This window comes from Mesorhizobium sp. B4-1-3, assembly GCF_006439355.1.
In the GTDB taxonomy this organism is placed as follows: domain Bacteria; phylum Pseudomonadota; class Alphaproteobacteria; order Rhizobiales; family Rhizobiaceae; genus Mesorhizobium.
Window position 1 is genome coordinate 1 of the sequence record NZ_VFTG01000006.1, and the last position, 24,669, is coordinate 24,669.

Annotated in this window: 18 protein-coding genes; 11 read left to right on the forward strand and 7 right to left on the reverse strand. The window is 64.8% G+C overall.

The genetic code is table 11. The annotated features are described in order from the left end of the window. Window positions 1-258: 258 nt before the first annotated feature. Window positions 259-4,227 carry an AsmA family protein gene (locus tag FJW06_RS10225; protein ID WP_140751171.1) on the reverse strand — a complete coding sequence of 1,323 codons (3,969 nt, stop codon included), beginning with the start codon at window positions 4,225-4,227 and terminating at the stop codon, window positions 259-261. A gap of 193 nt (window positions 4,228-4,420) precedes the next feature. Here FJW06_RS10225 and FJW06_RS10230 point away from each other — a divergent pair, with 193 nt between their 5' ends. Then, a complete protein-coding gene (locus FJW06_RS10230) occupies window positions 4,421-5,389 on the forward strand; it encodes a Dyp-type peroxidase (protein ID WP_140751173.1) in 969 nt (322 codons plus the stop codon). Between the two features lie 15 nt (window positions 5,390-5,404). Here the strand turns inward: FJW06_RS10230 and FJW06_RS10235 are convergent, their stop codons facing one another. After that, window positions 5,405-6,820, reverse strand: a complete 1,416-nt coding sequence (locus FJW06_RS10235; RefSeq protein ID WP_140751175.1) for an FAD-linked oxidase C-terminal domain-containing protein — start codon at window positions 6,818-6,820, stop codon at window positions 5,405-5,407. 165 nt (window positions 6,821-6,985) lie between these two features. Here FJW06_RS10235 and FJW06_RS10240 point away from each other — a divergent pair, with 165 nt between their 5' ends. Both FJW06_RS10240 and FJW06_RS10245 read left to right on the forward strand, forming a co-directional pair. Then, on the forward strand, window positions 6,986-7,471 hold the full coding sequence (locus FJW06_RS10240) for a thioesterase family protein (RefSeq protein ID WP_140751177.1): 486 nt from the start codon (window positions 6,986-6,988) through the stop codon (window positions 7,469-7,471). Between the two features lie 147 nt (window positions 7,472-7,618). Next, entirely contained in the window at window positions 7,619-7,816 is a 198-nt protein-coding gene (locus tag FJW06_RS10245) for a hypothetical protein (RefSeq protein ID WP_027168755.1), read from the forward strand. A gap of 107 nt (window positions 7,817-7,923) precedes the next feature. On the opposite strand, the gene FJW06_RS10250 is transcribed toward FJW06_RS10245, so the two are convergent. After that, the gene (locus FJW06_RS10250; protein ID WP_140751179.1) at window positions 7,924-8,400 is read right to left on the reverse strand and encodes an Lrp/AsnC family transcriptional regulator; all 477 of its coding nucleotides are present in this window, start codon (window positions 8,398-8,400) and stop codon (window positions 7,924-7,926) included. A gap of 88 nt (window positions 8,401-8,488) precedes the next feature. Here FJW06_RS10250 and FJW06_RS10255 point away from each other — a divergent pair, with 88 nt between their 5' ends. After that, window positions 8,489-9,421, forward strand: coding sequence for a DMT family transporter (locus tag FJW06_RS10255; protein ID WP_140751180.1), 933 nt, complete (start codon window positions 8,489-8,491; stop codon window positions 9,419-9,421). Window positions 9,422-9,430: 9 nt separating this feature from the next. Here the strand turns inward: FJW06_RS10255 and FJW06_RS10260 are convergent, their stop codons facing one another. Continuing rightward, window positions 9,431-10,333: a dienelactone hydrolase family protein gene (locus FJW06_RS10260; protein ID WP_140751182.1), complete on the reverse strand. Its 903-nt coding sequence runs from the start codon at window positions 10,331-10,333 to the stop codon at window positions 9,431-9,433. 231 nt (window positions 10,334-10,564) lie between these two features. Between FJW06_RS10260 and FJW06_RS10265 the strand changes: the two genes are divergently transcribed. Continuing rightward, the gene (locus FJW06_RS10265) at window positions 10,565-10,999 is read left to right on the forward strand and encodes a hypothetical protein (protein ID WP_140751184.1); all 435 of its coding nucleotides are present in this window, start codon (window positions 10,565-10,567) and stop codon (window positions 10,997-10,999) included. 19 nt (window positions 11,000-11,018) lie between these two features. Here FJW06_RS10265 and FJW06_RS10270 read toward each other — a convergent pair whose 3' ends face one another. Continuing rightward, window positions 11,019-13,331, reverse strand: coding sequence for a glucose/quinate/shikimate family membrane-bound PQQ-dependent dehydrogenase (locus tag FJW06_RS10270; protein ID WP_140751186.1), 2,313 nt, complete (start codon window positions 13,329-13,331; stop codon window positions 11,019-11,021). A gap of 242 nt (window positions 13,332-13,573) precedes the next feature. Here FJW06_RS10270 and FJW06_RS10275 point away from each other — a divergent pair, with 242 nt between their 5' ends. From FJW06_RS10275 to FJW06_RS10285, 3 genes are all read left to right on the forward strand, one after another. Next, window positions 13,574-15,214, forward strand: a complete 1,641-nt coding sequence (locus tag FJW06_RS10275) for a helix-turn-helix transcriptional regulator (RefSeq protein ID WP_140751188.1) — start codon at window positions 13,574-13,576, stop codon at window positions 15,212-15,214. 225 nt (window positions 15,215-15,439) lie between these two features. Then, window positions 15,440-16,720 (forward strand): FAD-dependent oxidoreductase, encoded by a 1,281-nt coding sequence (locus FJW06_RS10280; protein WP_181178209.1) that lies wholly within the window; start codon window positions 15,440-15,442, stop codon window positions 16,718-16,720. 55 nt (window positions 16,721-16,775) lie between these two features. Continuing rightward, the gene (locus tag FJW06_RS10285) at window positions 16,776-19,415 is read left to right on the forward strand and encodes a UvrD-helicase domain-containing protein (RefSeq protein ID WP_140751190.1); all 2,640 of its coding nucleotides are present in this window, start codon (window positions 16,776-16,778) and stop codon (window positions 19,413-19,415) included. Between the two features lie 9 nt (window positions 19,416-19,424). Here FJW06_RS10285 and FJW06_RS30065 read toward each other — a convergent pair whose 3' ends face one another. Beyond that, window positions 19,425-19,577 (reverse strand): hypothetical protein, encoded by a 153-nt coding sequence (locus tag FJW06_RS30065; RefSeq protein ID WP_181178231.1) that lies wholly within the window; start codon window positions 19,575-19,577, stop codon window positions 19,425-19,427. Between the two features lie 107 nt (window positions 19,578-19,684). Here FJW06_RS30065 and FJW06_RS10290 point away from each other — a divergent pair, with 107 nt between their 5' ends. Beyond that, a complete protein-coding gene (locus FJW06_RS10290) occupies window positions 19,685-21,166 on the forward strand; it encodes an esterase-like activity of phytase family protein (RefSeq protein WP_140751192.1) in 1,482 nt (493 codons plus the stop codon). 106 nt (window positions 21,167-21,272) lie between these two features. Continuing rightward, window positions 21,273-22,739: an MATE family efflux transporter gene (locus FJW06_RS10295; RefSeq protein ID WP_140751194.1), complete on the forward strand. Its 1,467-nt coding sequence runs from the start codon at window positions 21,273-21,275 to the stop codon at window positions 22,737-22,739. A gap of 7 nt (window positions 22,740-22,746) precedes the next feature. Here the strand turns inward: FJW06_RS10295 and FJW06_RS10300 are convergent, their stop codons facing one another. Continuing rightward, window positions 22,747-23,955, reverse strand: a complete 1,209-nt coding sequence (locus tag FJW06_RS10300; protein ID WP_140751196.1) for an MFS transporter — start codon at window positions 23,953-23,955, stop codon at window positions 22,747-22,749. A gap of 135 nt (window positions 23,956-24,090) precedes the next feature. On the opposite strand from FJW06_RS10300, the gene FJW06_RS10305 reads away from it, so the two are divergent. After that, window positions 24,091-24,666: a TMEM175 family protein gene (locus tag FJW06_RS10305; RefSeq protein WP_140751198.1), complete on the forward strand. Its 576-nt coding sequence runs from the start codon at window positions 24,091-24,093 to the stop codon at window positions 24,664-24,666. Window positions 24,667-24,669: the final 3 nt, after the last annotated feature.

Genomic DNA, 24,669 nt, shown 5'->3' on the forward strand with positions numbered 1-24,669 from the left:
TGCCAACTTCCTCGGCTTCGTCAAGCTTGCTGCCATCATGCTCTGGCTCAAATGATTAAATTGTCACTACAGCCTAGAGCGTTTCACCGTTTCACGGAAACGGCGAAACGCTCTATCTCTTTGTTTTACGCAATTCCGGACGGAAAACCGCTCACACTTTTCCTGGAATTGCTCTAGGCGCTAAGATATTCGACCAGTTCCCCGATAAGGGATGAAAGGTCCGCGGAACTGGTCCCGCTCCCGCCTGCGCCATGAAGCTCAGCCGCCGTCGAGCGACTTCAACAGATTGTCAATCGTGAACGGGTTGGCCTTCGGCTTCGCCGGCGCCGGGGTCGAACCGTCATTGACGCCGGGCAGCGACCCGTCGACCTTCCGTGCTTGCTCGGCCGCCTTGCGTGCGGCTTCCAGCTTCGCCTGCTCCGCCTTCTTGCGATCGGCCTCGACCTGCGCTTTGGCCGCCTGGTCCGCGGCCCGCTGCTCGGCCTCGGCCTTGGCCTGCGCATCAGCCTCCGCCTTGGCCTGCGCGTCGGCCTTCGCCTTCGCGTCCGCTTCGGCCTGCGCCTTGGCATCGGCTTCCGCTTTTGCCCTCGCCTCTTCGTCGGCCTTGGCTTTTGCCTCGGCTTCCGCCTGTGCCTGCGCTTCCGCTTCGGCCTTGGCCCTAGCTTCCGCCTCGGCCTTCTGCCGCGCCTCTTCCTCTTGCCGACGCAACTCCTCGGCCGCCTTGTCGCGCTCCGTCTGCAGCGCCGCGTAATAACGCACCTCGCGCCGCAGCCGCTGCTTTTCGAGCAGCGCCGCCTGCATCGCCTCGACCCGCTGCTGTTCCTTCTCCAGGGCACGCTGCGTCAGAAACTGCGCCAGCGGGCCGCTGTCGAATTGGGGCGCAGTCGCTCCGAGCGGGCCGGCCAGGCTGAAATTCACGGCAGGCTCCGAACCGACCAAAGCTTCGTCGCCGGGACGGTAGGTCAAGGCTCCCTTTGCGGTGACCGTGCCCGTGTTTAGATCGGCGGTCACGTCGGCGGACAAGGTCGCACCGGGATTGTCGAGACTGATCGGCGGCGCCCGCAGCGTGCCATTGGCGACGGTGAAGGCGACATCGGTGTCACCGGCGGCGAAGCTGCCGTCGCCTGCGATCTGCGGCGCGAACTCCGCCGTCTTGGCCGTGTCGATATCGCGTCCGATCGCATCGGCCTTGGCGATGATGGCGGCAAAGCCGTCCGGATTAATGCCGTCCACATGCAATCCCTTCAGCGCCGCCGTGCCGGATCCCGACAGAGCTGCGATCATGGCGTCGACCGATTTGCCGCTGGTCGACAGCGCTGCCGAAAGATCGCCGCGGCCGCCGATACCGGCGCCGGGCAGAGCCGAGGAAAGGTCGCCGTCGGCCAGCCTCATCTGGCCGGAGAACAGGCCGGTGCCCTCCGTGTTCTTCAGGTCGAACAGGCCGGTCAGATCGCCGCCATAGAGCTTCGCCTTGAGGTCGGAGACATGGATGCCTTCGCGATCGAGCTTCAGCGAGAAGGCGGCGTCATGCGCCGTCGCGAACGGCCCCACGGCGAGCGCCGAGGTGTTGAGATCGAGGTCGGCGGTGAACGGCAGCGTCGACTTCTGGCTGAACGGCGTCGTCGGCCATCCGCCCTTGGCGGGAGCGAAGGACTGGTCGCCGAACAGCGAGACCGCCAACGGATCGAGGTCGAGCTCGTCGAGCGCCAGCGCCCCTGCAAGATGCGGCAGCCCATCCTTGGCGTCGATGTTGATGTCGCCGGACACCGCAGCCTTGTTGATCGAACCGGTGAGGCCGCTCAGCACCAGGAGCCCGTTGCCGAAATCGGCATCGGCCGCCAGCGCCGTCGATGTCCCCGTTCCCATGCCGGGCAAGCCTACCCCCGTCGTCATCAGCCACGGCTCGATATCGGCGGCACTAAGATTGACCTTGCCCTTGGCGGTGACACCCTGCGCCGTCTCGGCGACGGTTCCGTCGAAGCTTGCCCTGAAGTCGTCGGCCGTCAGGTTGAAGCTGGTCGCGAGACCGCCGGCGACCGAGCCCTTCGCCGAGATGTCGGTGTTGGCGTGGCCGAGCATACCGAGCGGCAGCGCCGGCAGGCCGTAAAGCGCAAGCAGCGTGGTGGCGTTGTCGTTGCGGGCGTTCAAGGTGATCGACACCGGCGCCTCGGAAAGCTTGTCCGCGGTCCCCTTGCCGGAGAGCGAGGCCGAGAAGGCCGAGCCGCCCGCTTTACCCTGGGCTGAGAGCGCCAGGCCCGTGGTGCCGTCGCCATTGTCGGCGGCGCTGGTCAAGAAATCGATGCGCGCGTCCTGGAACAGTTCGGGATAGGCCGCCGCGCGGCTGGCCAGGCCTTTGAGCACGCCATTGTCGGGATAATGCTGAGCCGCGACATCGATCAGCGGCTTCAGATCCACCGCCACCACGGAAGCGTTGAGCTTGCCTGTCGGACTCTGCGGAAAATCCTTGATCCGGCCCGTGGCGCTGATCGAGGCGCCGGCCAGGCCGCCGATCGAAAGCCGATCGATCTCGAGCAGGCCCTCGCGCAGCCGCAGCGCCGTGTCGACGGTGTCGGCGCTCAAGCCGCCGGCGCTGACCGGACCTGCCTTGATCTGGAAATCGAGATCGCGGTCCGAAAAGCGGTTGGCGCCCTTGTCGCTGATAAAGATCGAGGCGAAGGCTGCGAGCCCGTCGACATCCATTTCGCCGCCCGTGAGCCGCATCAGCACCGAGGGTCGGGCGCCGTCCGGCTGGCTGGAATCGATGCTGCCCGAAAATTTCGCCTTGCCGAGGATGAGCTCGAGATCGCTGAAGGACTGCCGGTTCTCGCTGAGATCGACCTTGGCCTTGAAGCCTGCGGCGGGCAGCCGGCGGATGGCCTCGTCGACATCTTTGGACAGCCAGGCGGCGAAACCGGAAGGCTGTCCGACGGCGAGCAGCAACGAGCCGGTGAAGCCGAAATGGTCCTCGACGCTCAGCATGCCGTCGGCTTCGAGCGTCGTGCGGCCAGGCAGCGTCGCGGCAAGCGACTTGAGCGACCAGCCGCCCTCGACCGGCTCGGCCGACAGCCGCACGTCGCGCACCGTCGTGTCGCCCGCCACCACCGCCGGCAGCCTTACCTCGAGCGTGCCCGGTATCGTCGGCTTCGGCATATGCTGCAGCGTCTGCTCCAATGCCGCGATACGCTGGTCGAGCGTGAAACCAGAGCCGGCGGCTCCGCCGACGGCCTCGTCGAACTGCACCTGCGCCCCGCTGGCCTCGACCGAGAAATGCGGCTTCAGGCCGAGATCGACCGACGCTTTGCCGTCGGCAGTATAGGGATTGTCGAGCGGCCCGGTCTCGAAGCGGAACTCGTCGACATTGAGCTTCTGGTGATCGAGCGCGAACTTGCCGTTCAGCCGGAAGCCCGGATCGGGCTTGCCGGTGCTGACCTTGACCGGCTCGCCGTCGTTGCCGCGCAGCTCGACCGAATTCCTGTCGACACCGGTTTTGTCCGCGCCCGATATCTTGAACTGGCCGGAATAGACAGCGGCGCCCTTGACAATGCCGGCATTGCCGTCAGCCTCGATGATCAGCGGATAGGCATCGGGATCGGCTTTCAGCCTGAGCCGCATCTGGCCGTCCGGTTCCACCTTGCCGGTTGAAGCCGAGACGTCGGCGCGCAGGCCGTCGAAGCGCAGCGTTCCGTCCATCCGCCATGGACCGGTGAGCGCCTTGGCTGAAACGGTCGAGTTGATCTCCGAAATCAGGTGGCTGCGTCCGCCGGCGGCATGGCGCAGCTCGATCTGCCCCTCGGTTACCGACAGCTTCTCGATGGCGATCTGGCCGGGGTGGAAGGGTGTCGACGGCCGGAGCGCCCAGTCGACGGTGCCGTCGTCGGCGATATTGATGATCGCCCTGGGATGCACCAACCTCATGTCGAAGATCAGCACTTCGCCGCGCAGGAATGGCGCGAGCTCCGCATCCATGGAAAAGGTCTCGACCGTCATCGCCGGCTTGCCTTCCGGCCCGCCCGCGACCTCGACATTCGAGAAGGTCACTGACGGAAACGGCAGCAGCCGCGCGGTGGCATCGCCCTTCACCGTCACTTTGCGGCCGAGGACGGCGCTCGCCTCGCGCTCGAAATCGCCCCGGTAACCCGTCCAGTCGATGAAATACGGCACCACCAGCGCCGCGCACAGCACCAGCACGAATAGGCCACCGAAGATCACGAACAGGCGGGCGAGCATCTGTTTCCCGAGTTGAAAGACAGCCGCACTCTACCCGCATCCGCGTGTCGATAAAGAGGCAATTCAACGCCTGGCGCCGCCAATCTCTCCGGTTGCGCGACCGATCGCGCTCGCGATATCTCTTTTGCGGATTCCCGCCCTTCCGGTCACGTCCTTGGCCGCGACAATCTGAACCCAACACGGAGCGTTCCCGATGTCAGGCAAGAACTGGGACAGACTGCCCATCGACGCGCAGAGCGTCGACGCTCCATTGTCGACGGCTGCGATTTTCCTCGTCGTGGCTGTCGGCAGCGACGAGGCAGCGCTTTCGAATGTCGCACCGGTGCTGGGCGAGCTCGACGATCTCGTCAAGAATGTCGGCTTCCGCGACTTGTCGGGCCGGCTGTCCTGCATCGCCGGCATCGGCGCCGGGCTCTGGAACCGCCTATCGCCTGGCCGCCGGCCGCGCGAGTTGAAACCCTTCGCGCCGATCGAGGGAGCGGCGCATTCGGCGCCCTCGACGCCGGGCGATCTCCTGTTCCACATCCGCGCCGAGCGGCCCGACATGTGCTTCGAGCTCGAGCGGATCCTGCTGGACCGCCTGGCCGGCAGCGTGACCGTCGCTGACGAGGTGTCCGGCTTTCGCTATTTCGACGCGCGCGATCTCCTGGGCTTTGTCGACGGCACCGCCAATCCGACCGGCCTCGACCTGCCGGCCTCGGCCCAGGTCGGCGACGAGGACGGCGATTTTGCCGGCGGCAGCTATGTTGTCGTGCAGAAATACCTGCACAACATGGCCGCCTGGAAAGAGACGCCGACGCATGTCCAGGAAGAGATCATCGGCCGCACCAAGATCGACAACATCGAGATCGATGACGACGACAAGCCGCGCAAGTCGCACAAATCGCTGGCCACGATCGAGGACGACGCCGGCAATGAATACGACATCCTGCGCGACAACATGCCGTTCGGCCGCCCGGGCCAGAACGAGTTCGGAACGTATTTCATCGGCTACACGCGCTATCTGTGGGTGATCGAAAAGATGCTGCAGCGCATGTATGTCGGCGAGCCGCCCGGCGCCTATGACCGGCTGCTCGACTTCTCCGCCCCGCATACCGGCACGACCTTCTTCGCGCCGACGCGGCCCATGCTGCAGAAGCTGGTCGAAGGCGTGGGAGAATAGCTGCCGACCGGCGTATCAGCCCGCCGCCGGCAAGATCTTGCCAGGATTCATGATGTTGAGCGGATCGAGCGCCTGCTTGATCGTGCGCATGATATCGACGCCATGGCCGAGTTCATGGCGCAGGAAGCCGACCTTGCCCTGGCCGATTCCGTGCTCGCCGGTGCAGGTGCCTTCCATGGCGATGGCGCGCATGTTGAGCCGGGCGACGAATTTCTCGGCAAGCGCGATCTCGGCCGGGTTGTCGACATCCATCAGCACCAGCACATGGAAATTGCCGTCGCCGGCATGGCCGACGATCGGCGCGATAAGCCCCATCTCGGCAATGTCGGCCTCGGTCTCCGTGACGCATTCGGCAAGCCGCGAGATCGGCACGCAAACGTCCGTCGACAGCCCTTTGGCGCCGGGACGCAGCGTCAGCGACGACCAGTAGGCGTCATGCCGGGCCTTCCAGAGCTTCGTCCGCTCCTCCGCGACGCTGGTCCACAGGAACGGCCCGCCGCCATTCTCCTCAGCGATCATGCCGAAAGTCTCGGCCTGCTCGGCAACGCCGGCGTCGCTGCCGTGGAACTCGACGAACAGGCACGGGCTCTCCGGATAATCGAGCTTGGAATAGTTCTTCATCGCCCGCATCTGCAGCGCGTTGACTAGCTCGATGCGCGCCACCGGGATGCCCATCTGGATCGTCGCGATCACCGTGTTGCAGGCGGCCTCCAGGCTCGGAAACGGGCAGACGCCGCCGGAGATCGCTTGCGGAATGCCCTGCAGCCTCAGCGTCAGCGACGTGATGACGCCGAGCGTGCCTTCCGAGCCGACCAGAAGCCGCGTCAGGTCGTAGCCGGCCGAGCTCTTCTTCGCCCGCTTGCCGGTCGTCACCGTCTCGCCGTCGGCCATGACGGCGGTCAGCGACAGCACGTTCTCGCGCATTGTCCCGTAGCGCACTGCGTTGGTGCCGGAAGCCCTGGTCGCCGCCATGCCGCCGAGCGAGGCATTGGCGCCCGGATCGATCGGAAAGAACAGGCCGGTGTCGCGCAGGTGCCGGTTGAGGTCCTCGCGCGTCACGCCGGGCTCGACGGTGCAGTCGAGGTCCTGCGGGTTGACGGCGAGAATCCGGTTCATGCGCGACGTATCGATCGAAATGCCGCCGCCCGGCGCATTGGTATGGCCCTCGAGCGAGGAGCCGACGCCGAAGGCGATGACCGGCACGCGGTGCGCGGTGCAGACGCGCACGATCTCCTGCACGTCCGCCGCCGTCTCGACGAAAGCGACGCCGTCCGGCGCCTGGGTCGGGATATAGGTGGTGGTGTGCGCGTGCTGGCCGCGTATCGCCTCGCCGGTCTGGAAGCGCTCGCCGAAGCGCTGCTTGAGTATGCCGAGCACGGCAGCGATGCCTTCCTCGTTGCGTTCGACGGGGTTGAGGTCGCTCAAAGCCATGAATTCCTCCGCGAATGGACCAGCGGCCACTCTTGTTATGCAGCTATGGATGATGCCTAAAGCAATTCGAGGAAAAGTGCCAAGCGGTTAGGTTAGGCGACTTTTGCGCCAGAACGACGAGAATCTCAGCAGCCACGCCCTGTCCAGCGACGATCAAGGAAAGCAATGACGATCCCCGCACCCATCATATCCCGCCCATTGGCGATCGAGAAAGACTGGATCGACTATAACGGCCACCTCAACATGGCCTATTACAACGTGCTGTTCGACCGAGGCACCGACGAAGCGTTCGCCATGATGGGAGTGGACGCAAGCTATACGGAGGAGCGCCGCCTGAGCGTCTACACCGCGGAAGTCCATGTCTGCTACGTGCGTGAGCTGCATCTTCACGACACGGTCAAGGTGTCATTCCAGCTCATCGATCATGATGACAAGCGGTTGAGGACCTATCAGGAAATCCGCCATGTCGACGGCTGGCTCGCCGCCACGTCGGAAACGCTGTCGCTGCATGTCGACATGGAAGGACCGAAGGTCGCCCCTTTCCCCGCCGACGTGATGGCCAAGTTGGATGCCGTGCGCGCCGCCCATGCGGCGCTGCCGATGCCCGAGCGCGCCGGCCGCTCGATCGGCATCAAGCGCAAGAGCGCTTGAAAACCCGCGCGCCCGCGTTAACCTTACCAAGGTTTTAACGTGAACAAGTCGGTTGAGTCCGTTGAACGACTCACCGGCGCGTTCGACAAACCGCCCTACCGGGTTTGCGCACGGGGCGGCTGGCGGAATGCGGTGCGAGGACAGTGCATGAAAACCGACATCAAGGTCGAAGTGGAGCGCTTGGCGGCCGATCCACGCATCACCGACTATGATTTCTGGCGATCGCTGAAGAACGTCAACAACGAGATCTTCCACATCGCCAACAACAACGAACCTATCCCGTTCGACATGATCCGCTGGCGTGCGATTCTGAAACAGGCGCGCATGAAGCGTGGCCACGCTTAAGGCATGTCTCCCGAAAGTGCGAACCGGTTTCGGGACGAAGACATGCGTAAAATCAAAAACCTAAAGCGCATGGAGCGAACCTGAAGGATCGCGACGCGCTTTAGCCGTCACGTTTGTCTGAACCCGCCAAGCGGCGAGCGCGGCTCGACCGGTGACGACTGGATGATGGCGGTGTTGGTCATCGCATGGGGAATGACCCGGTCGATCACGCGCTCGAGCTCGCTCACCGAGCCGACATGGGCGAGCGCGATGAAGCAATCCTCGCCGGTCACCCGGTCGCATTGCGCGATTTCCGGCAGCTCGCGAATGATGTCCGCCACCACGGAAAGCTGTCCGGGCACCGGCCTGATTCTGAGCCATGCCGACAGCTTCATGCCGAGCGCGGCCGGATTGATCCTGACCGTATAGGCCTCGATCACGCCGTTTTCCTGCAGCTTGCGGATGCGCTCCGCCACGCTCGGCGCCGACAGCCCGACGGCGCGCGCCAGTTCCGCCGTGCTGATGCGCGCGTCCTTTTCCAGGAGCCGCAGGAGCTTCAGATCGATCGCGTCCAGATCGGCATTTTCACTTCGAAGGTTTTTCAAGCCGAACCTCTTCTATCACAAAGCGAAAGCGGCATATCGCCGTCTATTACGTATATAGTCGGCGAGTTTCGCCTGCGATAATGCGCAGATGAAAACGCAAACGCAAATTCCAGCTGCAAACCGGGCCAGCGGTGATACCGAAGCGCGCGCCGCCCTCGCCGGCCCCACCAAACTTGCCAGGACGGCGGACGCGTTGCCGCCGCATGTCTGGTTCTGCGTCAGCGCGGTGTTCCATTATCTCGGGCCGGCCTTCGCAGTCCTGCTTTTCGCTCAGGTCGGCGTGCTCGGCATGGCGTGGCTGCGCATCGCCACCGCCGCTCTCATCTTCGCCCCTTTGACCATGCCCTGGCGCGTTTTCGCGCGCGCCGATCGCGGTCGCCGGCTGCTGCTGCTGGCCTTCGGCGCCTGTCTGGCGGTGATGAACTGCTCGTTCTATCTGGCGCTCGACCGCCTGCCGATCTCGCTGGTGGCGGCGAGCGAATTCGTTGGCACGATCGCCGTGGCGCTGGTCGGCCTGCGCAGCCGGCGCAACTTCGCCGCGCTGGCCGTTGCAGTGGTCGGCATCTTGCTTCTCATCGACGTGAAATGGTCGAGCGATCCGATCGGCCTGTTCTGGGCGTTTTTGAATGGCGCCCTCTTCGTCGGCTATATCATGATCGGTCACCGCGTCGCGCAGGCAGGTTTCGGCATCGCCGGCCTCGGCGCCGCCATGGCGGTCGCATTCCTCATCGTGTTGCCGATCGGCTTCCGCCAGGCGCTGCCCGCTTTCTCATCGCCGCAACTGCTTGCCGCGGCGATCGGCGTCGGTGTCTGCTCCTCGGTCATCCCCTACATCTGCGACCAGCTCGCCATGGCCAGGCTGCCGCGCGCGAGCTTCGCGCTGATGCTGTCGCTCCTGCCGCTCACGGCGACGCTGATCGGCGTCATCGTGCTGCGCCAGGTGCCGGGCGGCACTGATTGCCTCGGCGTCACTCTGGTGATCGCCGGCGTTGCCATGCATAAGCCGGCGGCAAATACATGAATTGTTCGACTAGGCGAGCTTCTCTTTGAGAAATGCCACCGTGCGGGCCCAGGCGAGATCGGCAGCCTTCTTGTCGTAACGCGCGGCCGAGGTGTCGTTGTTGAAGGCGTGATTGGCGCCGTCATAGACATAGACCTTGTATTCGACATGCGCGGCGTCGAGCGCCTTCTTGTAGGCGTCGATGCCGGCATTGGTCCTGCTGTCCAGCCCGGCATAATGCAGAAGCAGGGGGGCCTTGATCTTGGCGGCGTCCTCGGCCTTGGGCTGCATGCCGTAATAGGCCACGCCGGCGTTGAGGTCGGGCGCGTGGACGGCAAGCTGGTTGGCCGCGCCGCCGCCCCAGCAGAACCCAACCGCCCCGACCTTGCCGTTGCCGTCCTTGAGGCTCTTGAGGTAGGCGACCGTCGCCACGCCGTCGGCCGCGACCTGGGCAGCATCGAGCTCGCTGAACATGTCGCGCGCCTTGTCCTCGTCGGACGGCGTGCCGCCAAGCGGCGACAGGAAGTCCGGCGCGAGCGCAACGAACCCTTCTAGCGCCACGCGCCGGGCGACATCGCGGATATGCGGGTTGAGGCCGCGGTTCTCATGAATGACGATGACGGCGCCGAGCTTGCCTGACTGGTTCGCCGGCTTGACCAGATAGCCCTTCATCTCGCCGCTCGAGCCGGGATAGGTGACGTCCTCGCCCTTAACGCGGCTGTCGTCCTCGGCGACGATCGCCGCCTTTGCGGAATTGGCTGCCAGCATCGGCGCGATCGCGGCCGCCGCGGCGCCCGAGCCCGCCAGCTTCGTCAACTGCTCCATGAAGCGGCGGCGGTCGAGCGTCAGGTGCGTGTATTCGTCATAGGCATCGATCATCGCCTGCGTGATGACAGGTTGCGTCGTGATGGCCGTAGCGGCGGGTTCGGTCATGGCTATCCTCGAGGATTGGCGGTGATCCGCAAGATAGGGTCGAGAATTAGACGGTCCAGTCACGTTCCGGATGACGATCCCCATGGGATTGAGACAGCCCGCCACACGCCGACAAGCCGGTTTGATTCATCACATTTTGGTTATTTCAAAAAGGCTTGACGATGCTGTCACATTAGGGCGCGAAGTTGCCGGAGCCGCCCTGCTGATACGAATGACGAAAAGGGGAATGCCATGAACGTCCAGGACATCATCAACACCGTTTCCTCGAAGGCTGGCCTCGACGAGCCCACCACCGAAAAGGTCGTCGGGACCATCTTTTCCGTTCTGGAGCACGAGGCGGAAGGCACCACCGTTTCGTCTTTCTTCGCCCAGATACCCGGCGCCGATGCTTTGGCCCAGAAATATGACGTGATGGCCGCCGGCGCGACCAATTCGGGCGGTGGCCTTTTGTCGTCGCTGCAAGGCGCGCTTGGCGGCGTGCTCGGCGAAAAGGCCGGCGCCCTGATCAACGGCGTCGCCGCCCTCAAGGCCTCCGGCCTCGACATGGCCCAAATCCGTCAGGCCGGCGAGACCTTGATCAAGCAGGCCGAGGCCGCCGCCGGCCCTGATCTGACCAACCAGGTACTAGACCAGGTGCCTAGCCTGCGGGGCCATCTCGGACTTTGAAGCTTGACGCCGTCCTGCCTTATTTGGGCAGCGTGTAGGCCATCACGTAGTCACCCGGCTTGGTGCCGACCGAGCCATGCCCGCCGGCGACGATGACGACGAACTGGCGGCCGTCGGCGACCGTGTAGGTCATCGGCGTGGCCTGCCCGCCCGCTGGCAGCCTCGCCTGCCAGAGCTGCCTGCCGGTGGTGAGGTCGTAGGCGCGCAGATAGTCGTCGACTGCCGCGCCCAGGAAAGCGACGCCGCCCGCCGTGATCATCGGCCCGCCAATGCCCGGAACGCCGACCTTGAGCGGCAGCGGCAGCGGCGTCATGTCGTAGACGGTGCCGTTGCGGTGCTTGTAGGCGATGTTGCCCGTCTTGAGGTCGACGCCGGCGACATAGCCCCAGGGCGGCGCCTGGCAGGGAATGCCGAGCGGCGACAGGAACGGCCCCATCACCACCGCGTAAGGCGCGCCTTCGTTGCGGTTCAGCCCCTGCTCGCTGCCCTTGGTATCGCCCGGCGGCGGCACGTCCGCGCGCGGGATAAGCTTGGACGTGAATGCCAGGTAGGTCGGCATGCCGAACATCACCTGCCGCACCGGATCGACCGCGACGCCGCCCCAGTTGAAGACGCCGAAATTGCCGGGATAGATCAGCGAGCCCTGCAGCGAGGGCGGCGTGTAACGACCCTCATAGCGCAATCGCTTCAGCTCGATCCGGCAAGCCAGCTGGTCGAACATGGTGATGCCCCACATGTCGGCGCCGGTCAGCGGCTTCGGATTGAAGGACAGGTCCGAGGCCGGCTGCGTCGGCGAGGCCTGGTCGCCCTCTATCGCGCCGCCGGGCGCCGGCACTTCCTTGACCGGAATGATCGGCTCGCCGGTGCGCCGGTCGAGCACGTAGAGGTCGCCCTGTTTGGTCGGCCCGACCAGCGCCGGCACGACGCCGTTAGCCGTCGTGATGTCCACCAGCGACGGCTGCGCCGGCACGTCCATGTCCCACAGGTCGTGATGCACGGTCTGCCGCACCCAGCGCAATTGCCCGGTGTTGAGGTCAAGCGCGGTGATCGAGGACGAGAACTTCTCGACATTGGCGCTGCGGCCCATGCCGAGCTGGTCCGGCGTCTGGTTGCCGAGCGGCACGTAAAGCAGTCCGAGCTTCTCGTCGGCGCTCGCCGTCGACCACATGTTGGGCGAGTTGTGGGTGTAGGTGTGCCCGGCGGGCAGCGGCGTCGTCACGTCCGGATTGCCGGAATCCCAGTTCCACAGCAGCGCGCCGGTTCCGACATCGAAGGCGCGGATGACGCCCGACGGCTCCTCGGTCGAGTAATTGTCGTTGACCGCGCCGCCGACGATGATCTTGCCGGCGACGATAAGCGGCGCCGAGGTCGAATAATAATAGCCCGACTTCGGATAAGGCATGTTGGCCATCAGGTTCAGCGTGCCGCCCTCGGCGAAGGACGGACACACCTGCCCGTTCGCGGCGTCGAGCGCGATCAGCCGGGCGTCCGACGTCGGCAGGTAGACGCGCTGCGCGCAGGGCTGGCCGGCGGCGATCTTGGGGTCGGCGTAATAGGACACGCCGCGGCAGGTCTGGTGCTGCCGATTGGGGTCGAGCTTGATCTTCGGGTCATATCGCCACTTTTCCTTGCCGGTCGCGGCATCGATGGCGATGGCGAAATTGTGCGGCGTGCAGATGAACAGCGTGTCGCCTACTTTCAGAGGCGTCACCTGATAGGTCGTCTCGCCGACATCTTCGGGGCCCTTCACGTCGCCGGTGCGGTAGGTCCAGGCCGGCTGCAGCTTGGCGACGTTGTCGGGCGTGATCTGGTCGAGCGGCGAATAGCGCTGGCCGAAAGGCGTGCGGCCGTAGAAGTGCCACTCGCCTGCCGGCATGTCGCCACCGAGATTGGCCGCCGCCGCGACCTTTTCGGTGCCGAGCGTGCCGCCGATGTCGTAAGGATCCGCGGTCATCGAATAACCGGCGACCGCAAGCGAGGCGAGCACGGCCAGGATCAGCGGCGCGCGCCCGTCTGGTCCCCGCAGGCCTCGCCTTGCCCATGGCGTCAAAAGCCACAGGGCGATGAGCACGATGACGCCGCCACGCGGGCCGAGCTGCCACCAGTCGAAGCCGATTTCCCAGACCGCCCAACATAAAGTGGCGAGCACGAACAGCGCGTAGAGCCAGAGCGAGATCGACCTGCGCCTGAAAAGCAGCCAGGCGGTGACCAGGAAGACCAGGCCGGCGACCAGGTAATACCAACTGCCGCCCAGCGCGACGAGCCAGATGCCGCCGCCGCCGAGAATGAGACCGATGAGGAAGAGGACGAGGGAGGTGATGGTGGTGGCCACGAAAGACTCCCGCAGTTATGCGCAGCAGAAAGATCCCCGCCGCAAACCTGGAACCAATATGCTTCCGATTCTGTTCCAACCGCAGCGGCAGTTTCGGTTGGCCCGTGCGCCATGTCAATTCATGGCGCCGGACCTCCCGCTGCGCAATCAGCGTTTCGATCCCGCTGGCGGTACATGGAGCGGGCACGGGCGCATGCCGGACGGTCTTTCGGAAATCGATCGGCCGGTGGTATGTCTAGTCGATGGACAGCGCTGCCACAATGCTCCGACGCGCCCGCGCGGCCTATGAGAGGCGGGCCTGGGCGGATGCGCTGGAATTGCTGCGGGCCGCGGACGCAGTCACCGCTTTGGAAACAGACGATCTGGAGCGCATGTTCTGGTCGGCTGGAATGCTTGATCGCGATCCCGATATCCTTGCCGCAGCCGAACGCCTGGTCAAAGCGCACAGCGATGCGGGGCGTGACGACAGGGCGGCATATTGGGCCTGCTTCCATGGTTCCCGGCTTCTGGCATTGGGTGAGCATGGCCGCGCAACCGCATGGCTGCAGCGCGCGCAGCGTCTTGTGGAGAGCTTTGGTCGCGAATGCTCGACACAAGGCTATCTGGCTTTGCAGGCGGCACAGAAAGATCTCAGGGCAGGCAGTGATGAAACATCCGCTGCGCATGCAAGGCAGGCGCTTGCGATAGGCGAGCGCTGTCGCGACATCGACCTGATCGCTTTCGCCAGATGCGTTCTGGGTCGCGCCTTGGTACGGCAAGGGCGCGTCGAGGAAGGCATCGCCTCTCTGGACGAAGCCATGTTGCCCGTCATCGGCGGCGAGCTCTCGCCGGTAGTCACCGGGCTGGTCTATTGCAATCTCATTGCCGAGTGCCGCCAGGTGTATGCGCTCGATCGCTCCCGCGAATGGACGGATGCGCTGTCGGCCTGGTGCGGAGCGCAGCCGCAACTGGTTCAGTTCAACGGTGCCTGCATGCTGCACCGGGCAGAAATCATGGAAATGAACGGCAATTGGCTGGAGGCGATCGCGGAGTCGCGCCGTGCGGCATCTTCTCCTGTTGCCAAGGCGGCTCGCGACAACACGATCGGGGGCGCCGCCTATCAAGAAGCCGAAATCCTCCGCCTGCGCGGTGAATTCGCCGCCGCCGAGGAGATGTACCGGAATGCCAGCCGGCTAGGACTCGAGCCGCAGCCGGGCATGGCCTTGCTGCGGCTGATGCAAGGGCGCACGGAGCGGGCGGCAGCGACCCTGCGCCGTGTGCTCGCCACCACTGAAGCGCCGCTCAGCCGTGCCCGCCTGCTTCCAGCGATGATCGAAATCGCAATGGCGGCGGGAGCGATCGAGGAGGCCCGCAACGCCTGCCGTGAGATGGAAGCGACCGCCAGCCGGTTCGCGACCGAGATACTGGGTGCGATCGCTTCTCAGGCAAAAGGCGAAATCGAGATGCACGACGGCAACGCCGCGGCTGCGCTCGGCCACTTCCGCGCGGCGCTCGCGATCTGGCAACGTGCCGGCGCTCCCTACCTGGAGGCGCGGCTGCGCGTGCTGGCCGGCCAGGCCTGCCGTATGCTCGCGGACGAGGATGGCGCGGGACTCGAATTCGACGCCGCGCGTTCGGTTTTTGTGGAACTCGGCGCCGCGCCCGATCTCGATCGGCTCAACGCATTGGCCAAGCCCGTCACGCCATCGGGGCACGGACTGACGCGGCGCGAGATAGAGGTGCTGACCCATATCACCACTGGAAAGACAAACAGGACGATAGCGGCCGAACTTGGCCTCAGCGAAAAGACCGTCGATCGCCACGTTTCCAACATCTTCGACAAGCTCGCGGTCAACTCGCGTGCCGCGGCGACCACCTACGCCTTCCAGCATGGCCTGCTCTAACGCATATCGTCCAGGTTGCGCAGTGTCTTGGGGCAACGACAGGTGTCGAAACAAACACTTTAGATCGTCGACCATTCGTCGCGACGCGCTCCGCGTCACTACTGGCGCCCGTGGGGAGAAATCCCCATCACTTTTCCTTTGCCGCATGGGGTCTATCCCCGAAGCGCGTCGACGGGCCGGTTCGCTACTCTTCTCCGATAGCTCACCAAGCCGATGGAGACAGAGATGAACGAACGAACGGAAGTGAAGTCAATTCACCAGGCAAATCCGCAAGGCACGGGCGTGATCGGCATAGCGGAGACCAAGGCGCGTGCAGGTGCGCTGCTCGAACTCGGAACAGCCTTCTTGAGACTTCAGGCTGACACCTCACAGTCGCAGCCGGGCGAAGTGAACATCGACAGCGAGCCGCGCCCCGCGCCACGAGAGGAGCATTTCGACGTCGTCATCGTCGGCGCAGGCCAGAGCGGCCTTTCCGTCGGTTACTATCTCGCCCGCAAGGGAATAAGGTTCGTCATCCTGGAAGCTCGCCAGCGCGTTGGGGATGTTTGGCGCGCGCGATGGGATTCGCTGCGTCTTTTTACGCCGGCGCGCTTCGACCGACTGGCGGGCATGCGTTTCCCGGCCCCCGTTCATTCCTTCCCGACCAAGGATGAAATGGGCGATTATCTGGAAGCCTATGCCGAGAAATTCGCCTTGCCGGTACGCACGGGCACCAGGGTTGACGAGGTTAGTCGCCACGGCGAGCGTTATGTCGTCACCGCGGGCGCGAGCCGTTTCACCGCCGATCATGTCGTCATTGCCGCCGCGAGCTACCAGAAGCCGAAGCTTCCGGATTTCGCCGCGCTGCTTGATCCGGCGATACGACAATTCCACTCATCCGCCTATCAAAACCCGTCGCAGCTCAGGCCGGGCGGGGTACTTCTGGTCGGGGCCGGCAATTCAGGGGCGGAGATTGCCATGGACCTGGCCGGCACGCACCGCGTCTGGCTGGCCGGCCGGCATCCAGGCCATATTCCCGTGGCCTACAATAGCGCCATCGCTCTCCGTTTGGTGATACCGTTCGTCTTTCGCGTCCTTCTCCACCGTCTGCTTTCCGTGGATACTCCGATCGGGCGCGGGGCAAGGCCAGGACATCTCATTCACGGCCTGCCGTTGATCCGGGTAAGGCCGCAACAAATGGACTCTGCCGGGATAAACCGGGTTGCGCGCATCGCCGCCGTCAAGGAGGGCAAGCCGGTGCTCGAGACCGGCGAGGCTCTCGATGTCGAGAACGTTATCTGGTGCACCGGCTTCCGGCCCGGACTGGATTGGATCAAACTGCCGATTTTCGATGAAAGCGGGCGGCCGGGGCAATATCGCGGGGCCGTTACCGGCGAACCTGGGCTCTATGTCTGCGGCCTGCCATTCCAGCACTCCCCCTCCTCGACAATGATTCACGGCGCGGAAAGGGACGCCGGCTACGTGGCGCATACGATAAGCGAGCGGATGCGGATCGCCAAAACCTAGAACAAAACGTAGACAGTTCTGGTCTTTCGCTCCCGAATCACTACATTCGGGGGCGATGTCGGGCTTTTCCGAAGACATGCCTTTTTTCGATGAACCGAATGCGCGGCCGGCGGCGGCCCCATCGGGCATAGCCGCGCGCGCCATGGCGGCGCGCAGCGGCCAGAACAGCGCGCCCGATTATCTGAAGGGCCTGAACCCCGAACAGCGGCTCGCGGTCGAGACGACCGAAGGCCCGGTTCTGGTGCTGGCCGGCGCCGGCACCGGCAAGACGCGGGTGCTGACGACGCGCATCGCCCACATCCTCGCCACAGGCAGGGCCTTCCCTTCGCAGATCCTGGCCGTCACCTTCACCAACAAGGCCGCGCGCGAGATGAAGCAGCGCATCGGCTTCCTGATCGGTGAAGGCAACGTCGAAGGCATGCCCTGGCTCGGCACGTTCCATTCGATCGGCGTCAAGCTCCTGCGCCGGCATGCCGAATTGGCCGGGCTGAAATCCGACTTCACCATCCTCGACACCGACGACGTGGTGCGGCTGATCAAGCAGCTGATCCAGGCCGAGGGGCTGGACGACAAGCGCTGGCCGGCCAAGACCTTCGCCCAGATGCTCGACAACTGGAAGAACAAGGGGCTTGGCCCCGACGAGATTCCGGAAGGTGATGCGCGCAGCTTCGGCAACGGCAAGGGCCGCCAGCTCTACAAGGCCTATCAGGAACGGCTGCAGACGCTGAATTCCTGCGACTTCGGCGACCTGCTCTACCATCCGATCCGCATCTTCCGCGCCTATCCGGACGTGCTGAAGGAGTATCACCGCAAGTTCAAATACATACTGGTCGACGAGTACCAGGACACCAACACCGCGCAGTACATGTGGCTAAGGCTGTTGGCGCAGCGGCCCAATTCTGGGCGCGGCCCATTGGCCGAAGGCCGCAAGCCCGACCGGGCGTCGGTCGGTCAGACCGCCCCCGCGGAGGCCAGCGAGCGAAGCGAGCGCGCGGCCGTGAGCGAGAACAAAGTCAACATCTGCTGCGTCGGCGACGACGACCAGTCGATCTATGGCTGGCGCGGCGCCGAAGTCGACAACATCCTGCGCTTCGACAAGGATTTTCCCGGCGCCACCATCATCCGGCTGGAGCGCAACTACCGCTCCACCGCCCATATTCTGGGCGCTGCCTCGCACCTCATCGCCCACAATGAGGGCCGCTTCGGCAAGACGCTGTTCACCGACCGCGACGACCCCGAGGACGATAAGGTGCATGTCCACGCCGCCTGGGACTCGGAGGAAGAGGCGAGGGCCATCGGCGACGCTATCGAGGCCTATCAGCGCCAGAAGCACAATCTCAACGACATGGCGATCCTGGTGCGCGCCTCCTTCCAGATGCGCGCCTTCGAAGACCGCTTCATTACGCTCGGCCTCAACTACCGCGTCATCGGCGGCCCGCGCTTCTACGAGCGCCTGGAAATCCGCGACGCGCTGGCCTTCTTCCGCGTTGTCGCCAATGGCGGCGACGACCTCGCTTTCGAGCGCATCGTCAACGTGCCGAAGCGGGGACTCGGCGAAGCCACCATCCGCCAGATCCACGACACGGCGCGCGCCATGCGCGTGCCGATGCTGGAAGCGGCCGCGACGCTTGCCGAAAGCGACGAGCTGAAGCCGAAGCCGCGCGCCGCACTGCGCGAGGTCGCCGCCAATTTTGAGCGCTGGCAAAAGGCGTTGGAAACCACCCCGCACACCGAACTCGCCGAGACCATCCTGGAGGAGAGCGGCTACACCGACTTGTGGAAGAACGACCGTTCGGCGGAGGCGCCCGGACGGCTGGAAAACCTCAAGGAGCTGATCCGCTCCATGGAGGAGTATGAATCGCTCCGTTCCTTCCTCGAGCACGTGGCGCTGGTCATGGATGCCGAGCAGAATGCCGAGCAGGACGCCGTCTCGATCATGACGCTGCATTCGGCCAAGGGGCTCGAATTCGAGACGGTTTTTCTCCCCGGCTGGGAGGAAGGCCTGTTTCCGCACCAACGCGCGCTGGACGAAGGCGGCCGTTCCGGCCTGGAGGAGGAACGCCGGCTCGCCTATGTCGGCCTGACGCGGGCGAAAAAGAACCTGCATATCTGGTTCGTCTCCAACCGCCAGATTCACGGCCTCTGGCAATCGACGATCCCGTCGCGCTTCGTCGACGAATTGCCCGAAACCCATGTCGATATCGCCGACGGCGGTAACAGCTACGGCGGCTACGGCAATCCCTATGGCGGCGGCACCTTCGCTTCCGGGCGCGGTGGCGGCCGGCAGAATCCCTACGGCGCCTCGCGCTTCGACAATGTCGGCGCCAAGGACCAGGGCAGTTTTTCCAACACCTATGCCACGCCCGGCTGGCAGCGCGCGCAGGCGAACCGCACCGAGGCGACCGACCGCAACTGGGGCACCCGCTCCGGCCACCAGGTCGAACGCATCGGCTATGGCGAGACCGATAGCGGCTACGGCGCCGGCCGCACCTCGGTGAAGGGCCGCACCATCGAGGGCGAGCTGGTCGCCAAATCCGTCGCCGACACGCCCTCCGCCTTCAATGTCGGCGACCGCGTCTTCCACCAGAAATTCGGCAACGGCAACATCGCCGCCATCGACGGCAACAAGCTCACCATCGACTTCGACAAGGCCGGGCAAAAGCGCGTGCTGGATGGGTTTGTCGCGCCGGTGTGATCGGCCTCCTCACCTGTACCTTGCCTGGTTCCATTTATGGCCGAGCAGCGACAGGATGATGATCAGCCCGTTCAAGAACTGCACGTAGAGCCGCTCAGGCCCGCCGCCGCTTGAGCCGTCTTTTTCCTTCTCCACTTGTGGGAGAAGGAAAGTGTCACGCAACCATCACGTTCACGTCCTAGACCGCTCGACGGCAAGGGCTGCCCGCATCGTCGATGCCGCGCCCTTTTCAGCCAATGGCCGCTCTGCTCGTCAAGAAGGGGATATCCATGAAACATCTCACCCGAATCGTCGCACTCGGCGCGGCACTCGCGCTGTTCAGCGCCATGACGCCGGCGCTCGCCGATGGCGTCGCCTGTGTCAACAAGGGGCTGGTCGGCGTCGGCCGCATTCCGGCGAGCCAGAAGGACAAGTTCGGCGAGACTTTCGGTTCGGGTTCCGGCATGTCGATCGACACCAAGTCCTGGGCCCGCGACGGCGCGGGCTACAAGGGTTCGCTCTGGCTGCTGCCGGACCGCGGCTACAATGTCGTCGGCACTACGGACTACCGCCCGCGACTCAACACCATTTCGATCGAGCTGACCCCGACCGCTCCCGGCGCGGCGCCCGCCGCCGGACAGGAACAGTCCGGCGTCAAGGCGACGCTCGCCGACACCATGCTCCTGACCGACGACAAGGGCGCCGACGCCACCGGCCTCGATCCGCTGAACGGCGTGCGCGAAGCCGCCGGCGGCATGCCGATCCTGCCGCAGGCCGACAACGGCAAGCTGGCACTGGATGACGAAGCGATCGTGCGCCTGCACGATGGCACCATGTTCATCTCCGACGAATACGGCCCCAATATCTACCGCTTCTCGGCCGACGGCCGCCTGATGTCCGCCACCCAGCCGCCCGCGGCACTGGTGCCGATGCGCCACGGGAAGCCGAACTTCGCTTCCGACAATCCTGGCCCGGGCGCGGTCGAGCCCGATCCGAAGGATCCCGAGACCGGCCGCCAGAACAACCAGGGCCTCGAAGGCATGTCGATGACGCCGGACGGCAAGTTTCTGATTGCTGTGCTGCAGTCGGCCGCCCGCCAGGACGGTGGCGATTCCGGCTCGACGCGCCAGAACACCCGCGCGCTGGTCTATGACGCCTCCGATCTCGCCCACCTCAAGCTGGCGCATGAATATGTCGTCCCGCTGCCGGTGTTCAAGGACGCCAAGGGCAAGACCAAGGTGGCCGCGCAGAGCGAGATCGTTGCGCTTTCCGACAAGAGCTTCCTGATGCTGGCGCGCGACTCGGGCAACGGCCAGGGCCGGAAGGGCGACGAGTCGCTCTACCGCAAGATCGAGATCGTCGACCTTTCCGCCGCCACCGACATCGCCAACGGACCGTTCGACGCCGCCGACAAGCCGGTCGCGCCGAAGGGCGTGCTCGACCCGTCGGTGACGCCGGCCAAGCTGACCTCCTTCATCGACATCAACGACAAGGGCGAGCTCGGCCGCTTCGGCCTGCACAACGGCGCGCCGAACGACAAGAACAACCTCTCGGAGAAGTGGGAGGCGATGTCGCTGGTCAGCATGCTCGATCCGAAGCTGCCCGACGACTATTTCCTGTTCGTCGCCAACGACAACGACTTCCTCACCCAGGACGGCTTCCAGGTCGGCGCGCCCTACAAGGCCGAGGACGGCGCCGATGTCGACACCACTTTCCTGGTCTATCAGGTCACCCTGCCTGGACTTTCCGGGAACAGCCTCGCCGCGAACTAGTTCTGCTTCGGTCGCATGCCGGGCGGCATGCGGCCGAGCGCGGAAGGGATGCATGAGCGTCAGGCCTGCGGTAGCATCGCGGGCCTGATTCATTTTCGGTGCTGCCATGGATGACAAAAAGCCCGCTCGCCGGCGGACCCACGACCTGACCAGCGGCCCTATCCCGCGCACGCTGCTTTTGTTCGCCCTGCCGGTGCTGGGCTCCAACGTGCTGCAATCGCTCAACGGCTCGATCAACGCGGTCTGGGTCGGCCGCTTCCTCGGCGAGGCGGCGCTGACGGCGACGTCCAACGCCAATCTGGTGCTGTTCCTCATTCTCGGCACCGTCTTCGGCATCGGCATGGCGGCGACCATCCTGGTGGCGCAGTCGGTCGGCGCCCGCGACCTGCCCGAGGCGAAGCGCATCGTCGGCACCAGCGCCACCTTCTTCTTCCTCGTCTCGGTCGTGTTCGCCGTCTGCGGCTGGATCTGGGTCGACGCCATCCTGACCGGGCTCGGCACGCCGGCCGATGCCTTGCCGCTGGCGCGCGCCTATCTGCGCATCATCTTCGTCGCCGTGCCGATGATGAACCTCTTGTCCTTCGTCATGACCGTGCTGCGCGGCGCCGGCGACTCGCGAACCCCGTTCGTCTTCATGGCGCTGGCGGTCGTGCTCGACGTCGTACTCAATCCGCTGCTGATCCGCGGCATCGGCCCCTTCCCCGCGCTCGGCATCGCCGGCTCGGCGACCTCGACACTCATTGGCCAGACGGTGAGCGTCATCGCCATCCTGATCGTGCTTTATGCGCGCAAACATCCGCTGCGGCTGGCAGGCGCCGATCTCGCGCTGCTTAGGCCAGACCCAGCCTTGTTGCGCATCGTGGTCTTCAAGGGCGTCCCGATGGGCCTGCAGATGATCGTCATCTCTGCCGCCGCGCTCACCGTGATGGGCATCGTCAATTCCTATGGCTCGCAGGTCGCCGCCGCTTACGGCATCGCAGCCCAGCTCTGGACCTATATCCAGATGCCGGCTCTGGCGATCGGCGCCGCCGTTTCCTCTATGGCGGCGCAGAATGTCGGCGCCGGCCGGTGGGACCGCATCGGCAAGGTCGCGGCATCCGGCGTCGGCTTCAACCTGGTGCTGACAGGCGCGCTGGTGGCGCTGCTTTTCGCTTTCGACCGCCCGGTGCTCAGCCTCTTCCTCAGCAACGACAGTGCGGCGATCGACATCGCCGCCCACATCAACAAGGTGGCGTCCTGGTCGTTCATCCTGTTCGGCGTCACGATCGTGCTGTTCGCCACGGTGCGCGCCACCGGCGCCGTCATGCCGCCGCTCATCATCCTGATCATCTCGGTGTTGATCATCCGCACCGGCTTTGCCTATTCCATGCGCAGCGTTATCGGCCAGGAGGCGCTGTGGTGGAGCTTTCCGGCCGGCTCGATCGCCTCGCTCGTGCTCGCCGCAGCCTATTACCGCTTCGGTCGCTGGCGCACGATGCATATGATCGAGGACCGGCCGGCCGCCGGCGAGCCGCCCGACACCGGCCTCGGCGTGCCGCGGCAGCGTGCGCAACTCCTGCCGGAAACCGAATAGCTAAAACCTACCGCGCGTATCTGGCGCCGAAGCCAAGCGCCACCAGCGAAAAGACGATGATCATGCCGGCAAAAGCCAGGCTTGCCACGGTGGCGCTCGCCAGGCTCGACAGGATGCCGATGCCGATCACCGGCAACGCGTTGCCGCAGAAACAGCAGATGAAGAAAGCCGAGACCACCTCGGCGCGGCGGTCGGCCGGCGCGATCTGATTCACCACCTGCAAGCCGCCGCGATAACCGAGCGCCGCCGCCACGCCGCACACCGCCGTCGCCGCGATCATCAAGGCCATCGAGGCATAAACCTGTGCCGCCACGACCAGCGCCACGGCCGGGATCATCATCGCCAGCGCGGCAAGCATGGTGGAGCGGGCGGACAACCGGGCGGTGCCGACAATCGTCGCCGCCGCCACGACTGACAATTCGAAGAACAGGCCACCGGCCTCCGCGTGATTGGTTGCATGGAGCTGCTGCGCCAGGATGCTCGGCGCCAGCGCCGCATAAAAACCGACCAGCGCCATGGCGCCGAAGCCGGTCACCGCCGGCGCCACGAATTGCGCGCGGATATCGTCGGGCACCGAGAGCCGTGGCCGCAGCGAAACGGCCGAGAACCGTCCGGGTCTGGAGACCGTTTCCCGCGTGCGCCAGATCAGCACGGTGACCAGCGCAAGCAGCACGAGATAGACGGCGAATGTCAGCCTCAGCGGCCAGGGCGCGTACTGGGCGAGCAGCCCCGCCATGAGTGCGCCGACCCCGAGACCGATGAAGTTGGTGCTGGTGGCGATGATGGCGGCGCGCGACTTGTCCTTGCCTTCGATCAGTTCGGCAAGCCAGGCGGTGCCCGCACCCGCGCCGACACCGATGCCAAGCCCGCTGAGGACGCGTGCGACATCGAGCCAGGCGAGGTTCTCGGCAAACAGGAAAAACAGCGCGCTGACCACGGCAACACCCATCGCGGCGAGCGCGGCGGGACGGCGGCCGACGACGTCGGAGACCCGTCCGAAAAACAGCAGCGCCGCCAGGTTGCCGACGACGTAGACGGCATAAACCAGCGTCAGCGTGATTTGCGAGAAACCGAAGGCCTGCTTGTAGATCACGTAAAGCGGGGTCAGCGCGGTGCTGCCGGCGAACAGCGCGGCGATCATGGCGGCGACGGCGGCCATCGCGGCGCGCCCGCCAAGTTCGTTGTCACGCGTCAGGGTTTGAGCGTAGCTGGTCATGGCGAGCTCCGAGGTTGCAAGCCCAACGCCGATATAATGGCGCCGTTCCAGCCGGCGAACGCCCTCCTGACAATTCCGGCAGGATGGTCAGGCGCGGCATCCTCTCGTAACGTCTACGCAGAGCGAGGAGGAATCATGGGCAAGGGACGGGTCGAGGCATTCACCGATGGCGTCGTCGCCATCATCATCACCATCATGGTGCTGGAGCTGAAGGTGCCGCACGGCGAGGATTTTTCCGCCCTTTTGCCGCAGTGGCCGATCTTCTTCTGCTATGTGCTCTCCTTTATCAATGTCGGCATCTACTGGAACAACCTGCACAACATGTTCCACACCGTGCAGCGTGTCGACGGACGCGTGCTCTGGGCTAATCTCAACCTTCTGTTCTGGCTGTCGCTGATGCCGGTGACCACCGCCTTCATGGGCGAAAATGAATTCGCACCGGCGCCCGTGGCGGTTTACGGCATCGACCTCGCGCTTTGCGCCGTCGCCTACACCATCCTGGTCATTAAACTGCGCCATCTGCACGGCGCCGACACACCCTTTGCCAAGGCGGTGGGCCACGACAACAAAGGCAAGATCTCGCTGGCGCTCTACATCGCCGCGGTCTTGCTCAGCTTCCTCAACCAGTGGATCAGCGTGGCGATCTACGTGCTTGTAGCGGCGATCTGGTTCGCACCAGACAAGCGCTTCGAGAGACTGATCGAAAAATAGAGC

Coding starts and splice junctions, on each gene's coding strand:
- FJW06_RS10275 (WP_140751188.1), top strand. CDS start 13,574: ATGGACAGCGCTGCCACAATGCTCCGACGCGCCCGCGCGGCCTATGAG.
- FJW06_RS10295 (WP_140751194.1), top strand. CDS start 21,273: ATGGATGACAAAAAGCCCGCTCGCCGGCGGACCCACGACCTGACCAGC.
- FJW06_RS10225 (WP_140751171.1), bottom strand. CDS start 4,227: ATGCTCGCCCGCCTGTTCGTGATCTTCGGTGGCCTATTCGTGCTGGTG.
- FJW06_RS10230 (WP_140751173.1), top strand. CDS start 4,421: ATGTCAGGCAAGAACTGGGACAGACTGCCCATCGACGCGCAGAGCGTC.
- FJW06_RS10285 (WP_140751190.1), top strand. CDS start 16,776: ATGTCGGGCTTTTCCGAAGACATGCCTTTTTTCGATGAACCGAATGCG.
- FJW06_RS10245 (WP_027168755.1), top strand. CDS start 7,619: ATGAAAACCGACATCAAGGTCGAAGTGGAGCGCTTGGCGGCCGATCCA.
- FJW06_RS10260 (WP_140751182.1), bottom strand. CDS start 10,333: ATGACCGAACCCGCCGCTACGGCCATCACGACGCAACCTGTCATCACG.
- FJW06_RS10300 (WP_140751196.1), bottom strand. CDS start 23,955: ATGACCAGCTACGCTCAAACCCTGACGCGTGACAACGAACTTGGCGGG.
- FJW06_RS10280 (WP_181178209.1), top strand. CDS start 15,440: ATGAACGAACGAACGGAAGTGAAGTCAATTCACCAGGCAAATCCGCAA.
- FJW06_RS10240 (WP_140751177.1), top strand. CDS start 6,986: ATGACGATCCCCGCACCCATCATATCCCGCCCATTGGCGATCGAGAAA.
- FJW06_RS10265 (WP_140751184.1), top strand. CDS start 10,565: ATGAACGTCCAGGACATCATCAACACCGTTTCCTCGAAGGCTGGCCTC.
- FJW06_RS10305 (WP_140751198.1), top strand. CDS start 24,091: ATGGGCAAGGGACGGGTCGAGGCATTCACCGATGGCGTCGTCGCCATC.
- FJW06_RS10255 (WP_140751180.1), top strand. CDS start 8,489: ATGAAAACGCAAACGCAAATTCCAGCTGCAAACCGGGCCAGCGGTGAT.
- FJW06_RS10235 (WP_140751175.1), bottom strand. CDS start 6,820: ATGGCTTTGAGCGACCTCAACCCCGTCGAACGCAACGAGGAAGGCATC.
- FJW06_RS10290 (WP_140751192.1), top strand. CDS start 19,685: ATGAAACATCTCACCCGAATCGTCGCACTCGGCGCGGCACTCGCGCTG.